Origin of the sequence: Rhodococcus sp. CH91 (genome assembly GCF_022554085.1) — a bacterium.
Classification (GTDB): domain Bacteria; phylum Actinomycetota; class Actinomycetes; order Mycobacteriales; family Mycobacteriaceae; genus Rhodococcus.
Genome location: NZ_JAKFYR010000007.1, coordinates 65,446 through 80,434 on the forward strand (window position 1 = coordinate 65,446; position 14,989 = coordinate 80,434).

General features: G+C 68.5%; 15 protein-coding genes. 14 read left to right on the forward strand and 1 reads right to left on the reverse strand.

Annotated elements, in window-relative coordinates; genetic code table 11:
• Window positions 1-59 precede the first annotated feature (59 nt).
• The 11 genes from MOM01_RS14775 (at window position 60) to MOM01_RS14825 (ending at window position 11,623) form a co-directional block, all read left to right on the forward strand.
• On the forward strand, window positions 60-719 hold the full coding sequence (locus tag MOM01_RS14775; RefSeq protein ID WP_241386358.1) for a cell division protein FtsQ/DivIB: 660 nt from the start codon (window positions 60-62) through the stop codon (window positions 717-719).
• 246 nt (window positions 720-965) lie between these two features.
• Complete coding sequence (ftsZ, locus tag MOM01_RS14780; RefSeq protein ID WP_241386178.1) at window positions 966-2,216, forward strand: cell division protein FtsZ; 1,251 nt, start codon at window positions 966-968, stop codon at window positions 2,214-2,216.
• Window positions 2,213-2,983: a peptidoglycan editing factor PgeF gene (gene pgeF, locus MOM01_RS14785; RefSeq protein ID WP_241386179.1), complete on the forward strand. Its 771-nt coding sequence runs from the start codon at window positions 2,213-2,215 to the stop codon at window positions 2,981-2,983. The genes ftsZ and pgeF overlap by 4 nt, the downstream gene beginning before the upstream one ends.
• A complete protein-coding gene (locus MOM01_RS14790; protein ID WP_241386180.1) occupies window positions 2,980-3,714 on the forward strand; it encodes a YggS family pyridoxal phosphate-dependent enzyme in 735 nt (244 codons plus the stop codon). Before pgeF ends, MOM01_RS14790 begins: the two co-directional genes overlap by 4 nt.
• 32 nt (window positions 3,715-3,746) lie before the next feature.
• Window positions 3,747-4,406, forward strand: a complete 660-nt coding sequence (locus tag MOM01_RS14795; protein WP_241386181.1) for a cell division protein SepF — start codon at window positions 3,747-3,749, stop codon at window positions 4,404-4,406.
• A gap of 145 nt (window positions 4,407-4,551) precedes the next feature.
• Window positions 4,552-4,842 (forward strand): YggT family protein, encoded by a 291-nt coding sequence (locus tag MOM01_RS14800; RefSeq protein WP_006554132.1) that lies wholly within the window; start codon window positions 4,552-4,554, stop codon window positions 4,840-4,842.
• 149 nt (window positions 4,843-4,991) lie between these two features.
• Complete coding sequence (wag31, locus tag MOM01_RS14805) at window positions 4,992-5,837, forward strand: DivIVA-like cell division protein Wag31 (protein WP_241386182.1); 846 nt, start codon at window positions 4,992-4,994, stop codon at window positions 5,835-5,837.
• A gap of 46 nt (window positions 5,838-5,883) precedes the next feature.
• Window positions 5,884-6,156, forward strand: coding sequence for a hypothetical protein (locus MOM01_RS14810; protein ID WP_241386183.1), 273 nt, complete (start codon window positions 5,884-5,886; stop codon window positions 6,154-6,156).
• A gap of 289 nt (window positions 6,157-6,445) precedes the next feature.
• Window positions 6,446-9,595, forward strand: a complete 3,150-nt coding sequence (ileS, locus tag MOM01_RS14815) for an isoleucine--tRNA ligase (RefSeq protein ID WP_241386184.1) — start codon at window positions 6,446-6,448, stop codon at window positions 9,593-9,595.
• Between the two features lie 88 nt (window positions 9,596-9,683).
• A complete protein-coding gene (locus tag MOM01_RS14820; RefSeq protein WP_241386359.1) occupies window positions 9,684-10,994 on the forward strand; it encodes a DNA polymerase IV in 1,311 nt (436 codons plus the stop codon).
• Between the two features lie 122 nt (window positions 10,995-11,116).
• Complete coding sequence (locus MOM01_RS14825) at window positions 11,117-11,623, forward strand: hypothetical protein (RefSeq protein WP_241386185.1); 507 nt, start codon at window positions 11,117-11,119, stop codon at window positions 11,621-11,623.
• Window positions 11,624-11,750: 127 nt separating this feature from the next.
• Here MOM01_RS14825 and MOM01_RS14830 read toward each other — a convergent pair whose 3' ends face one another.
• Window positions 11,751-12,707 carry a hypothetical protein gene (locus MOM01_RS14830; RefSeq protein WP_241386186.1) on the reverse strand — a complete coding sequence of 319 codons (957 nt, stop codon included), beginning with the start codon at window positions 12,705-12,707 and terminating at the stop codon, window positions 11,751-11,753.
• Between the two features lie 67 nt (window positions 12,708-12,774).
• On the opposite strand from MOM01_RS14830, the gene lspA reads away from it, so the two are divergent.
• From lspA to MOM01_RS14845, 3 genes are read left to right on the forward strand one after another with little or no spacing between them, the layout of a single operon-like run.
• The gene (lspA, locus tag MOM01_RS14835; protein WP_241386187.1) at window positions 12,775-13,407 is read left to right on the forward strand and encodes a signal peptidase II; all 633 of its coding nucleotides are present in this window, start codon (window positions 12,775-12,777) and stop codon (window positions 13,405-13,407) included.
• Between the two features lie 14 nt (window positions 13,408-13,421).
• The gene (locus tag MOM01_RS14840; protein ID WP_241386360.1) at window positions 13,422-14,330 is read left to right on the forward strand and encodes an RluA family pseudouridine synthase; all 909 of its coding nucleotides are present in this window, start codon (window positions 13,422-13,424) and stop codon (window positions 14,328-14,330) included.
• Between the two features lie 3 nt (window positions 14,331-14,333).
• The gene (locus tag MOM01_RS14845; RefSeq protein WP_241386188.1) at window positions 14,334-14,975 is read left to right on the forward strand and encodes a hypothetical protein; all 642 of its coding nucleotides are present in this window, start codon (window positions 14,334-14,336) and stop codon (window positions 14,973-14,975) included.
• The last annotated feature ends 14 nt before the right edge of the window (window positions 14,976-14,989 follow it).

The following is a 14,989-nucleotide window of genomic DNA, read 5'->3' on the forward strand; positions in this document are numbered from 1 at the left end:
GGCCCTCGCGGGCGCGTCGTGAACGTGAACGCGCTGCCCGCCGGCCGTTCGGCCGGTCGGTGCGGTTGAGGACCGTGTTCGTCGGGGCGGGTGTGGTCGCGGTGCTGCTCGGCGCGATCGCGGTCGCCTGGTTCTCACCGCTGCTGTCGGTCCGGACGATCGAGGTGACCGGGATCGATGTCGTCACCCACGAGGACGTGGTCACCGCTCTCGACGTCGCCGAGGGCACGCCGCTGCTGCAGGTGGACACGGCGGTGGCGGCCCAACGGGTCGCGACCATCCCGCGTGCGGCTTCGGTGCGGGTACAGCGGGTGTATCCGTCGACCCTGCGCGTCACGGTCACCGAGCGGCAGGCAGTGGTCTTCTTCGAATCGCCCGAGGGCACCCATTCGGTGGACAGGGAGGGGGTGGACTTCGCGGTCGAACCTCCACCGATGTTCACTCCGCGGCTGGTGACGCCCTCGCCGGGCACGGGTGATCCCGCAACCCGGGCTGCCGTGCAGGTGCTCGATTCGCTGCCGCCGGATCTGCGGGTCCAGGTCGAGTCGATCGAGGCGTCCTCCGAGTCCGATATCGCTCTCGTTCTCACCGACGGGCGGGTCGTGGTGTGGGGCGGGATCGATCGTTCCGAGCGCAAGGCCGCGGTGATCGGTCCGCTCCTGACACAGCCGGGGCAGCGATTCGACGTCGCGAGCCCCGACCTGCCGACGGTGAGGTGAGCGAGTCGGTGAAATTCGTGCGGCGTGTTCGGCGCGTCTGCTGGCTAATCCCTGCACCCGTGCCATAGCGTCTCGGGCAGTCGACTACTTGACATAACCTTCAAGCTGTGGTTGAGGGTTGGTGGAGAGTCGACACCCGCGAGGATCGTCACCATGACGGACAGACGTGACCGACATCCAGCGTGACCCAGACCCAGCATCACCCGGAGCCATGCACCACCCGGAACTTCAGGAAGGCGAGAGCACATGACGCCCCCGCACAACTACCTCGCCGTAATCAAGGTCGTCGGTATCGGCGGTGGCGGCGTGAACGCGGTCAACCGCATGATCGAGCAGGGACTCAAAGGAGTCGAGTTCATTGCCGTCAACACCGACGCGCAGGCACTGCTCATGTCGGACGCCGACGTCAAGCTCGATGTCGGACGGGAACTGACCCGCGGACTCGGCGCCGGCGCAGACCCGGAGGTCGGCCGCAAGGCCGCCGAAGACCACAAGGACGAGATCGAGGAAGTGCTCAAGGGCGCCGACATGGTCTTCGTGACGGCCGGCGAGGGCGGTGGAACCGGTACCGGCGGCGCTCCCGTCGTGGCGAGCATCGCCCGCAAGCTCGGCGCGCTCACCGTCGGCGTCGTCACCCGGCCGTTCTCGTTCGAGGGCAAGCGCCGCGGCGGCCAGGCCGACACCGGTATCCAGACGCTGCGCGAATCCTGCGACACGCTCATCGTCATCCCGAACGACCGGCTCCTGCAGCTCGGCGACGCCGCCGTGAGCCTCATGGACGCCTTCCGTTCCGCCGACGAGGTGCTCCTCAACGGTGTGCAGGGCATCACCGACCTGATCACGACTCCGGGCCTGATCAACGTCGACTTCGCCGACGTCAAGGGCGTGATGTCGGGTGCCGGCTCGGCGTTGATGGGCATCGGCTCGTCGCGAGGTGAGGGCCGGGCCATCAAGGCCGCCGAAGCGGCGATCAACTCGCCGCTGCTCGAAGCGTCGATGGAAGGTGCACGGGGCGTCCTGCTCTCCATCGCGGGCGGATCGGATCTCGGCCTGTTCGAGATCAACGAAGCCGCCTCGCTGGTCCAGGAAGCAGCGCACATCGACGCGAACATCATCTTCGGCACCGTCATCGACGACTCGCTCGGAGACGAGGTCCGCGTCACTGTCATCGCGGCCGGCTTCGAAGGGGGGACCCCGGCGCGCCGTCCCGTCGACGTGGGCCAGCAGCAGTCCGGCCAGCAACAGCAGCAGCAACAGCAGCAACAGCACCAGCAGCAGCAACCGGCCGGTCGCCCCGGCACGATCGGGGTCGGACGCGCAGGCGATCTCGGTCGCCCCGAGCGTGAGAGCGCCGAATCGAATCCGGTGCGCGAGCCTGCGCCGGCCCCCGCCGGACAGCCCCCCGTGGGGGCGGGCAACACCAGCGCACCCCGCAGCGCGGACATCGACGACGACGGTGACGACGACGTCGACGTGCCGATCTTCATGCGCCGTTGACCGCTCCGCAACGACTGCTGCGCGCCCGCCGGGTCGTGACCACACGATCCGGCGGCGTGTCCGCTCCTCCCTACGACAGCTTCAATCTCGCCGATCACGTCGGTGACGACCCTGCGGCCGTCACCGCCAATCGTCGCCGGCTCGCGTCGGCCGTCGGGCTTCCGCCCGAGCGCTTCGTCTGGATGGAACAGATCCACAGCCGCAACGTCACCGTCGTGGACGGACCGGTGGACGGGCCCGTGCCCGCCACCGATGCACTGGTCACCCGGGAGGTCGGACTCGCGCTCGCGACCCTCAGCGCCGACTGCGTGTCGATCCTGCTGGCCGACGAGACGGCCGGCGTGATCGCCGCAGCGCACGCCGGCCGGGTGGGTGCGCGCATCGGGATCCTGCCGCGCGTCCTCGATGCCATGGTCGAGCTCGGGGCACGCCCCGGCCGCATCGGCGCATTGCTCGGACCGGCCGCGAGCGGTCGCAACTACGAGGTGCCTGCTGCCATGAGAGCCGACGTCGAGAGGCATCTTCCGGGAAGCGCCACCCGCACGAGTCGCGGTACTCCCGGTCTCGACCTGCGTGCGGGTCTGCGCCGGCAGCTCGCCGAGTACGGCGTGACGGCCGTTGCGGAGGATCCGCGGTGCACCGTGGAGGACACGACGCTGTTCAGTCACCGGCGCTCGGCGCCCACCGGCAGGTTCGCATCCGTGATCTGGCTCGAGGATGTGGACCGCGGTGCCGGAGTCGGCGAAGGCGAGGAGGGAACGGCGTGAGCGATGACGCCTCGGCGCACCGGCGCCGGGAACTCGCCGACCGCCTCGCCGCCGTCCACGAACGGCTGGCCGACGCCGCTCGCGCGGCCGGCCGGGATCCGTCCGAGGTCGCCTTGCTGACGGTCACCAAGTTCTTTCCCGCCTCGGACGCCGTTCTCCTCCACGAGCTGGGGTGCACTCGTTTCGGTGAATCCCGCGAGCAGGAGGCGAGCGCGAAGATCGCGTCCTTCCGGGAGTCCGTCACGGAGCCGGTCGAATGGCACATGATCGGACGCGTGCAGCGCAACAAGGCGCGCGCGATCGCTCGCTGGGCCCACACGGTGCATTCCGTGGACAGCGTCCGGCTCGCCCGGGCCTTCGAGAAGGGAACGCGGGCGGCCCTCGACGCGGGGGAGCGGACCACCCCCGTGCGCGCCCTGTTGCAGGTCAGTCTGGACGGGGACGTCGAGCGGGGTGGTGCGGTCGCCGACGATCTGCCCGCCCTCGCGGACGCGGTCGCGGCGTCCGACGTGCTCGAACTCGGGGGCGTGATGGGGGTTCCGCCGCTCGGATGGGAACCCGACCGTGCGTTCGAGCGGTTGCACGAGGTGCACGCGCGGCTCCTGAGGGACCATCCGGCCGCGGTCGAACTGTCTGCGGGGATGTCCGGTGATCTAGAACACGCGATCCGGTGGGGTTCGACGTGCGTGCGTGTCGGAACGGCGGTCTTGGGGTATCGCCCGTTAGCCTGATTGACAACCGCCGCGCGAGGGAAAGGCGATCGATGAGCACACTCCACAAGTTCAAGGCGTACTTCGGGATGGTGCCGCTCGAGGATTACGAGGACGAATACCTCGACGATCCGGCGAGTGGCCGACGCGACCGCGAGAGGGAGTACGGCGACGCGCCCTACGGGGGCTACGCGCCCTCGCATCGCGACGACTACGCACCGTCGCACCGCGAGGAGCCGGTCCGTGAGTTCGAGCACGACGAGTTCGACCGGTACGACCCGGCGCCCCGCCCGCGGGTCGAACCCATCACGGCCCGCAGCGCCCGTCCGGCGCCGGTCCCGGCCCGCGTCGCGGGACGGACGGCCCTGGGTGTGGAGGGCCGGCTCGAACGGCCCGAACCGCGCCGTGGGGCGCTGTTCGACGAGGGAGGACCGTTGTCCAAGATCACCACCTTGCGTCCGCGCGACTACAGCGAGGCACGGACCATCGGTGAGCGTTTCCGGGACGGCACCCCGGTCATCATGGACCTCGTGGAGATGAGCAACGCCGACGCCAAGCGGCTGGTGGACTTCGCAGCAGGTCTCGCCTTCGCGCTGCGGGGTTCGTTCGACAAGGTGGCCACGAAGGTCTTCCTGCTCTCGCCCGCGGATATCGATGTCTCCGCCGAAGAGCGGCGGCGTATCGCCGAGACGGGTTTCTACAACCAGCAGTAGGCGATCCGCTGCGTCGACGGGCGGTCACGCCCGTCCTTCCGTCGCCCTCCCTCGACTGTCCCGACACGCCCGGCCATGATGCAGATCACTGCAGGCCGGGCGTTTCGGTTTTGATAGGCCCGTCTTCTTCGGGCATTGTGGGAAGGTGGCCGTTTTCGAGGTGCTGTGGTTCCTGCTGTTCATCTTCTGGCTTCTGCTGATCGGACGGATCATCGTCGAGTTCATCAGGACCTTCGCGCGGGAGTGGAAGCCGTCGGGCTTCGTCGTCGTCGTGCTCGAAGCGATCTTCACGGTCACCGACCCGCCGGTGAAGCTGCTGCGGCGGCTGATCCCCCCGCTCAACCTCGGCGGGGTACGGCTCGATCTGTCCATCATGGTCTTGCTGTTCATCGTGTATTTCCTCATGGCATTCCTGCCGCGTGGCGGCGCGGCGTGACCCACGGACGGTGCCGTGTCGAGCCGTTCGAAAGCTGCCGTGTGCCACAATGGAGTGCCGGATACAGTGGTTCCGATAAAGCGGGACGCACTGTCGATAACACTGAACGCCTGCTAGACCGCTTACTCGACGCGTGAAGGGATCCTTCCATGCCGCTGACACCAGCTGATGTGCACAATGTCGCGTTCAGCAAGCCTCCGATCGGGAAGCGTGGTTACAACGAGGACGAGGTCGACGCCTTCCTCGATCTCGTCGAGCAGGAGTTGACGAACCTCATCGAGGAGAACGCCGACCTGCGCCAGCGGGTGGCCGAACTCGATCAGGAGCTCGCCGAGGCCAAGAAGGCACCGCGCAGCGCGTCCTCGTCCACGCCGGCCGCTCCGTCCAAGCCGGAACCGGCACGAGTGGTCGAGACACCCAAGCCCGAGGCCGCCCCGGCTCCCGCACCCGCGCCCGTCGCGACGGCACCGTCGACCGGTGACGCCAGCATGCAGGCTGCGAAGGTCCTCGGTCTCGCTCAGGAGATGGCCGACCGCCTGACAGGTGATGCCAAGGCCGAAGCCGAAGAGCTCGTGCGCAACGCCCGGACCAACTCCGAGCAACTCGTCTCCGACGCCCGCACCCGGAGCGAGGCCATGGTGGCCGACGCTCGGCAGAAGGCCGATGCGATGCTCGCCGATGCCCGTACCCGCTCCGAGACCCAGCTGCGCCAGGCCAAGGAGAAGTCCGACGCCCTGCAGGCTGACGCGGAGAAGAAGCACACCGAGATCATGGCCACGATCAACCAGCAGCGTTCCGTGCTGGAGGGCCGCATCGAACAGCTCAAGACGTTCGAGCGCGAGTACCGCGTCCGTCTGAAGTCGTACCTCGAATCCCAGCTCGAGGAGCTCGAGCAGCGCGGTTCGGCGGTCCCGGTGGACGGTGGACAGGAAGCGTTCAACCAGTCCAACTCGTCGTCGTTCGGCTCGTCGTCCTTCGCGAAGGGCACCAGCTGACCGAGGACCCGGACCTGGTGCTGTACCTCGGCAGAGGAGGGGCGTCGTGCTCGTCGTCACGCTGGTACTCGCAGCCGTCGGATTCGGTCTGCTCGTCATCGCCCTGATGACCGGATCGGTGATCTGGGCGTGGGGTTGTATCGCGGTGTGCGTCGTGGGAGCGGTCCTCCTGCTGGTGAACGCACTCGGTGCGCGAACCGCAGGTGAGGGCGGCTCGGTCGACACCCGCTCTGCGGGCCGGGGCGCCGCATCGGAGGAATCTCCTGTTCGCCGCGCACCGCGACGACGCCCGGGCGACCGGAATTCTCCGGATCGCTGAAGCGTCCTACACTGGGAACCGCCGAGGTCGAACCTCGGGAAGACATCGTCGAGGGGAACCTCGACCCCCGCGATGCGGGGTGGCGTCGATCCGGCCATCACCGGGGAGCCTCCGGAAGAACGGCGACCTTCCCGTCGCTCAGTAGAACCGGACGGGTGGGCCCGTCACAGCCCGAACGAGTGGCCGTCCCCACGGGGGCGTGCAAGCGGGGTGGTACCGCGGTAGCCGTGCAGGTGCACGGTCGTCGTCCCCGTGCCGAGACGTAATCCAGGCACGGAGGAGCGACGCTGTGACCGACAACCACACTGCCCCGGATCCCACCGAAGCGACGACCGGCGGCTATCCCCGTGTCGACTTCGGTCTGCCCCGCGATTCGGGTGTCGACTTTCCCGCGCTCGAGGAGCGCGTGCTCGCCGGGTGGGCCGCCGACGACACGTTCGAGGCGTCCTTGCGCAATCGGGACGGCGCCGAGGAGTTCGTCTTCTACGACGGGCCTCCCTTCGCGAACGGTCTGCCGCATTACGGGCACCTGCTCACCGGCTACGTCAAGGACGTGGTGCCCCGATTCCAGACGATGCGCGGCAAGAAGGTCGACCGCCGGTTCGGCTGGGACTGTCATGGTCTGCCCGCGGAACTCGAGGCCGAGAAGCAGCTCGGCATCACCGACAAGTCGCAGATCGACTCGATGGGCCTCGCGGAGTTCAACGCCTACTGCAAGCAGTCCGTGCTGCGGTACACGGGGGAGTGGCGCGACTACGTGACCCGGCAGGCCCGATGGGTCGACTTCGACAACGACTACAAGACCCTGGACCTCGACTTCATGGAGTCGGTCATGTGGGCATTCAAGTCGCTGTACGAGAAGGGCTTGATCTACCAGGGCTTCCGGGTGCTGCCCTACAGCTGGTACGAGCAGACACCGCTGTCGAACCAGGAGACCCGCCTCGACGACGCCTACAAGATGCGGCAGGATCCTGCCGTCACCGTCGACATGGTCTTGCGGGCGCCGGGCTCCGAACTCGACGGTGCGTGCGCTCTCATCTGGACCACGACACCGTGGACACTGCCGTCGAACCTCGCGATCGCGGTCCATCCCGACATCGACTACGTCGCCGTGAAGGGAACCGACGGCAAGACCTACCTGCTCGCCCAGGACCGTCTCGGCCACTATGCCCGCGAACTCGGGGACGAACCGGAAGTGCTCGGGCGTTATCGCGGCGCAGACCTCGTCGGCCTCGCCTACGAGCCGCCGTTCGACTTCTTCGTGGGCCGGGACAACGCGCACCGGGTCATCGCCGCCGACTACGTCACCACCGAATCCGGCACCGGAATCGTCCACCTCGCACCGGCTTTCGGTGAAGAGGACATGGAGTACTGCCAGCGCAACGGAATCGAATTGGTGCAGCCGCTCGACCCGGGCGGCAGGTTCACCTCGATGGTGCCCCCGTACGAGGGATTGCAGGTCTTCGATGCGAATCCCGTGATCATCAAGGATCTCAAGGCATCCGGGAAACTGCTGCGGCACGAGACGATCGAGCACTCCTACCCGCATTCGTGGCGCTCGGGCCAGCCGCTGATCTACATGGCCGTGCCGTCCTGGTTCGTCGCCGTCACCCGCTTCCGCGACCGCATGGTGGAGCTGAACCAGGAGATCACCTGGGTGCCGGAGCACATCCGGGACGGACAGTTCGGCAAGTGGCTCGAAGGTGCCCGCGACTGGAACATCAGCCGTAACCGCTACTGGGGCAGCCCGATCCCGGTCTGGGTCTCGGACGATCCGGAGTACCCGAGGGTCGACGTCTACGGTTCGCTCGACGAGCTCGAGCGCGATTTCGGGGTGCGTCCGACCGACCTCCACCGTCCGATGATCGACGAACTCACCCGGCCGAATCCCGACGACCCCACCGGCAAGTCGACGATGCGCAGGGTTCCCGAGGTTCTCGACTGCTGGTTCGAGTCGGGCTCGATGCCGTTCGCGCAGGTGCACTATCCGTTCGAGAACCGCGAGTGGTTCGACACGCACTATCCCGGCGATTTCATCGTCGAGTACAACGGCCAGACCCGCGGGTGGTTCTACACCCTGCACGTCCTCGCAACCGCACTGTTCGATCGCCCCGCCTTCAAATGTGTTGCGGCGCACGGCATCGTGCTGGGTGACGACGGACTGAAGATGAGCAAGTCCAAGGGCAACTATCCGGACGTCAACGAGGTGTTCGCACGCGACGGCTCCGACGCGATGCGGTGGTTCCTCATGTCCTCGCCCATCCTGCGCGGCGGCAATCTCGTCGTCACCGAGCAGGGGATCCGCGAAGGCGTGCGGCAGGCACTGCTGCCGCTGTGGAACGCGTGGAGCTTCCTGCAGCTCTATGCGACCAAGCCGGGCACCTGGCGCACCGACTCGACCCACGTGCTCGACCGGTACATCCTCGCCAAGCTCGCGCAGACCCGCGATGCGATCACCGAGGCCCTCGACACCGTCGACATCGCCGGGGCGTGCGACGAACTGCGCACCTTCTGCGATGCGCTGACCAACTGGTACGTCCGGCGCTCCCGTTCGCGTTTCTGGGACGAGGACACCGAGGCGATCGACACACTGCACACCGTCCTCGAGGTGGTCACCCGCCTTGCGGCGCCGCTGCTGCCGATGGCCTCCGAGGTGATCTGGAGGGGTCTGACCGGGGGCAGGTCGGTACACCTGGCGGACTGGCCGGCCCACGACGACCTGCCGTCCGATCCCGCGCTCGTCACCGCGATGGACGAGGTGCGGGGCGTGTGCTCGACCGTGCTGTCCTTGCGCAAGGCGCAGCATCTGCGCGTGCGTCTGCCGTTGCCGCAGGTCACCGTGGCCACTCCCGGTTCGGACCAGCTCGATCCGTTCGTCGACCTCATCAAGGACGAGGTCAACGTCAAGCGCGTCGTGACGACCGACGACGTCGAGGCACACGGCCGGTTCGAGGTGGTCGTGAACGCACGTGCCGCCGGGCCCCGTCTCGGCAAGGACGTGCAGAAGGTCATCAAGGCGGTCAAGGCGGGGGACTGGTCGGAGGCCGAGGACGGCTCGGTCACCGCGGCCGGTATCACCTTGCTTCCCGAGGAGTACACCCTTCGGCTCGTCGCGGCCGAACCCGAGTCGACCGCGGCCCTGCCCGGCGGCAACGGTCTGGTCGTGCTCGACACGACCGTCACCGAGGAACTCGAAGCGGAAGGCTGGGCCAAGGACCGCATCCGCGAGTTCCAGGACGCGCGGCGCTCCCTGGGTCTCGAGGTGTCGGACCGCATCTCGGTCCGGTTCGAGGTACCGGCGGACCGTGCCGAATGGGCGGCTCGCCACCGCGATCTGATCGCAGGGGAGATCCTCGCGACGACCTTCGAGCTGGGTGCTCCCGAGGGCGACGTGATCGAGCTCGGCGAGGGGACACGCGCATCGATCGTCAAGGCGTGATCGGCACGACGCCCTCCCGGGCCGAGCGCTCTCCGCGCGCGGCGAGCACTATTGTCGGTGCGTGCCCGTCTCCGTGAATCGGCGCTGGGTGTTGCACCTGGATCTCGACGCCTTCTTCGCGTCCGCCGAGCAGCTGACCCGGCCGACCCTGCGGGGTCGGCCGGTGCTCGTCGGTGGGCTCGGCGCGCGCGGGGTGGTCGCCGGGGCGAGTTACGAGGCCCGCGTCTACGGGGCTCGCTCCGCGATGCCGATGAGCAGGGCCCGCCGTCTCGTCGGGCCTGCGGCGGTGGTCCTTCCGCCCCGCGGAGTGCTCTACCGGGAACTCAGTGCCCTGGTGTTCGACACCCTGCGGGCCCGGATACCGGTCCTCGAAACCCTGTCTCTCGACGAGGCATTCGCCGAACCGTCCGAACTGGCGGGTGCCGAGGCCGGTGAGGTCGAACAGTTCTGCTCCGCATTGCGCGACCACGTCCGGGAGCGGACCGGCCTCGTCGCGTCCATCGGAGCGGGATCGGGCAAGCAGATCGCGAAGATCGGGTCGGGTCTCGCCAAACCTGACGGTGTGCTCGTCGTGCGGCCCGAGGACGAACTCGTTCTGCTCCACGGCCTGCCCGTACGCAAATTGTGGGGTATCGGTCCGGTCGCCGAAGACCGCTTGCGGCGTCTAGGCATCGAGACGATCGGAGATCTCGCCGCTCTGCCGGTGACCGAGGCCGCCTCGATTCTCGGAGGTACCGTCGGGCCGGGCCTGCACCGGCTGGCCAACGGCTTCGACGACCGGCCCGTCGCCGAACGGGCCGAGGCCAAGCAGGTCAGTGCCGAAACCACTTTCCCCACGGACATCGTGGCGATGTCCGAGCTGAGGCGGGCGATCACCGCGTCGGCGTCTGCGGCGCACTCGCGGCTGCGCAAGGACGGGCGCGCGGCCCGCACCGTGGTGCTCAAACTGCGCAAGGCCGACATGTCGGTACTCACCCGATCGTCGACCCTGGCCTACGCCACCGAGGATGTTCGAGTGCTGACCTCCGCGGCGCAGCGACTCGCGCTCGACCCTCTCGAGATCGGGCCGGTGCGTCTCGTCGGTGTCGGATATGCGGGTCTGTCCGCGATCGCACAGGACACGCTGTTCCCCGAACTCGACCGGACGGCGACGGACGTCGCCGGACCGGCGGTGGACGGCGAGGGGGAGGCCGCGGTGGCGACCGAACCGGCGACACGGTGGACGGCCGGCACCGACGTCGCCCATCCCGAATTCGGGCACGGCTGGGTTCAGGGTGCCGGGCACGGCGTGGTCACCGTCCGGTTCGAGACCCGCAGCACCGGTCCGGGACCGGTCCGCACTCTCGACGAGGACGATCCGTACCTGAATGTCGCGGATCCGCTCGCCAGCCTGAACTGAAACAGGTTCCCGGTGTCCTCATGGTCTTCTTACCACCTCCGGGTACTCTTGCGGGCGATCCGCTGCCGGATGACCGAGCACGACGCACGTGTCGTGCACGACCGAACGAGAAGGACGAGAAGTTGAAGCTTCGCAAGATCACCGTCGCCACCGTGGCGCTCGCCGCCGCCCTCACGATGTCCGCCTGCAGCTCGGACGACGGAGGCAACTCGGCCGAGACCACCGCGGAGACCACCACGACCACGACCGAGACTGTTGCGGCCGTCGACTACCCGCCGGTGCCCTCCGCCGAGGAGCTCAACGCCGAGCTCGCGCGCGCTTTCGACCTGAACGTCCCGGCCTCCGAGAAGACCGATCTGGTTCAGGGCGCCGAGGAGGATCCGGAGCTGATCAACAAGGTCGCCCAGGCAGCCAACGACGCCGGTGTGCAGGTCAACGTCGTCGACGTGACCGACAACGAGAACGGCACCATCACCGCCGGTGTCGAGATGGCACTCGCGGGCAGCGAGCAGCCGTCGTTCGGCACCGTCGACTTCGTCGCAGAGGACGACAACTGGAAGGTGTCGAAGGACTACGCGTGCTCCATCGTGATCAACATGGCACAGCTGCAGTCCCCGGCCTGCGCCTGATGTAGCCCTCGTCCGGAACGAAACGACGGCCGACGCGCGACCCCGCGCGTCGGCCGTCGTGGTTCCCCGCGCGTCGGCCGTCGGGGTTCCCCGCGCGTCGGCCGTCGTGGTTCCCCGAAGGGGCCGGTCACTGTTCGGGGGTTCCCCATCCCACCCGGTCGACCTGCGACTGGGACAGGCGCGCCGCGCCGTCCGGCTCGACGTAGGTCTGGTTTCCCCGCACCGTCAGAGTGCCGTCGACGGGCAGAGGGAGCGCCGGGTCGATCCTCATCGTGCCTTCGCCGGCCATCGTGTACTGCTCGATGTCCAGCCGGCCCTGGCCGTTCGGCAGGATCCACGTCGATTCCCGCGGCCTCTGCTCGACCTTCACATCGACCGTGATGCGATCGTCCTCCCGATCCACGAGCGTCGCGGTGCCGACCTGATCGAGAGTGATCCCCGCACTCATCACCTGCTGCTGGATCTCCCACACCGCACCCACGCCGATCGCTTCCCCGGGGAACGACACGATCCGGTAGACGGCCTGATAGAAGGCCTGCTCAAGGGCCGAGCGTGCGATATTCGTCGCTGCGGAGGCGGGCGCGAGACGAAGCGCACTGATGGCCCCGTTCGGCCCGATCGTCAAGCCCGCACCGGAACCCTCGGCGTCGCCGAGCGCGGACGCGAGTGTCGGATCCGGCGAGGTCGCCGAACCGATCGTGATGTCGACCAGCGTGCTCGGATCCTCATCGGAGATGGCCCGCTCGACAGTGGCGGACAAGGGGAGCGTCAACTCGGGTGTCGAGAAATCCTGTTCCGGCTCGTCGCCCACCCGCTGGAACACCTCGGACCGGGTGGTCAGGACGACGGACTGCTGCACCCCCGCCTCCGGAGCGAGGCGAACCACCGAACGAGGTTCGGCGCCGGGGTCGAGCACCTTCGTACTGACAGCGGACACGGGCACCGTCACCTCCGTCGACGTCGCCGCGGTCACGGCGGGAGCGCCGTCCGAAGAGGCGCCGCAACCGGCGACGAGAGTGGAGAGGGACAGGACAGCCGCGAGGGCATAGGGCCCCGGACGGGAGAATCTGGACAGCGCAGGCACGACACCCAGGGTAGCCACGACGGGAGGCGGGACCGCCGTGGTCGCTCCGGTAGGGGATGATGGAACGGTGACGAACGAAGCTTCCCGACCCGACCGCGACGCGGAACCCGGGGTTCCCGGTCGCGTCGACGAGTCGACGCCGCCGTCCCGGCCTGCGGACGCCGGCAGACGCATGCTGCGGCCGCTGCTGCTCGTGGCGCTCGTCGTCTACGTCGCGGACCTGGCGACGAAGGTGCTCGCCGTCCACTACATCGACCCGGCCGACCCGATCCCGATCATCGGCGACACGGTCACACTGACACTCATCCGCAATCCGGGTGCGGCCTTCTCGATGGCGACAGGCATGACGTGGCTGCTCACGCTCGTCGCGATCGCCGTCGTCGTCGGCATCGTGAAGATCGGCCGCACCCTGAGGTCGCGGTGGTGGGCGCTCGGTCTCGCGCTCGTCCTGGGGGGAGCGCTGGGCAACCTCACGGATCGCCTGTTCCGCTCCCCGGGCCCGCTGCAGGGCCACGTGGTGGATTTCGTGTCCGTCGGATGGTGGCCCGTGTTCAACGTCGCGGACTCCTCGATCGTGTGTGGAGCGATCCTGCTCGTGGCGTTGACGATCTTCGGCATCGAACCGGACGGGAAGACCGCGAAGGACCGCGACCGGACCCCGGACGAATCGGACGAGACGAGAAAGGAATCACACCAGTGAGGGAAACCCGCGCGATGCCCGTGCCCGACGGGCTCGACGGGATGCGTGTCGATGCAGGCCTTGCGCGCCTGCTCGGTCTGTCCCGGACCGTGGTCGCCACGCTCACCGAGGAGGGTGCCGTCGTGGTCGACGGCGCGGCCGTGGGCAAATCCGACCGGCTCTCCGGCGGATCGTGGCTCGAGGTGGAGCTACCCGAACCGCCCCGCCCCCTGACCATCGAGGCGCAGCCTGTCGAGGGCATGGAGATCCTCTACGCCGACGACGACATCGTCGCCGTCGACAAGCCCGTCGGCGTCGCCGCCCACGCGAGTGTCGGATGGACCGGCCCGACGGTGATCGGGGGCCTCGCCGCGGCGGGCTACCGCATCTCCACCTCCGGCGCCCACGAGCGGCAGGGCATCGTGCACCGCCTCGACGTGGGCACCTCCGGTGTCATGGTGGTGGCGACCTCCGAACGCGCCTACACCGTGCTCAAGCGCGCGTTCAAGGAGCGCACCGTCGAGAAGCGGTACCACGCGCTCGTCCAGGGTCACCCCGATCCGAGCAGCGGCACCATCGACGCCCCGATCGGACGGCACCGCAGCAGCGACTGGAAATTCACGGTGACCGCCGACGGCAAGCCCAGTGTCACGCACTACGACACGATCGAGGCGTTCCAGGCCGCGAGCCTGCTCGACATCCATCTCGAGACGGGACGGACCCACCAGATCCGCGTGCACTTCTCGGCGCTGCGGCATCCGTGCTGCGGTGATCTGACCTACGGCGCCGACCCGCGCCTGGCGGCCCGGCTCGGACTCGAGCGACAGTGGTTGCACGCGTGCACTCTCGGGTTCTCGCACCCCACGCGTGGACACTGGGTCGAGATCACGAGCAAGTATCCCCCGGATCTCGAGCACGCCCTCGGCGTGCTGCGCAACGCCTGAGTCATGACCCGCGCGACACCGTGGGCGGCCGTCGTCGTTCTCGTTCTCGCCGTCCTTCTCGCAGGATGGATGTCACCCGTGCGGCCGGCGTCGGTGCGCAGCGACGCACTCGGGCCGGATCACGGCGAGGTGGTCGCCGACTATCTCGCGAGGGCCGGCGACAGCCTCGCCGACGATGCGGACGGGCTCCCGCGCTGGGGTCTGGTGTCGTTCGTCGCCCCGGTGGGGATGGAGACGGTCGTCGCTCTCGGCAGCGACGTGAGGGTCGGGCAGATCCTGTTCCGCGTCCCGATCGATCGCGTTCAGACTCCGCTCGTGTCGATCTCCGTACCGGAGAACCCCGAAGCGGTGCGGCGGGCGCAGGCGGCCGCCGCGGGCCGGCTGAGCGCCCTCCGATTCGGCACCGAACGGGCCCAACGTGCCGGGGCGGTATCCGCGCAACGGCTCGCTGCGGGATGCGAGTGCGTGGTCGGTGCCGTCGTCCGCGGCACGCCGGCTCAACTGCGTGCGGTCGCGGCCGTTCCGTCCGTGCGGGTCGTGGAAGCTCTGCCGCCGGACGCGGTCGCGGGCCGGTTCTCCGTGTCACCGCTACTGCCCGAGCACGTCGACAAGGTGGTCCCCGGCCCGGACGACGGCCAGTTGTGAGCGCGACCGGGAGC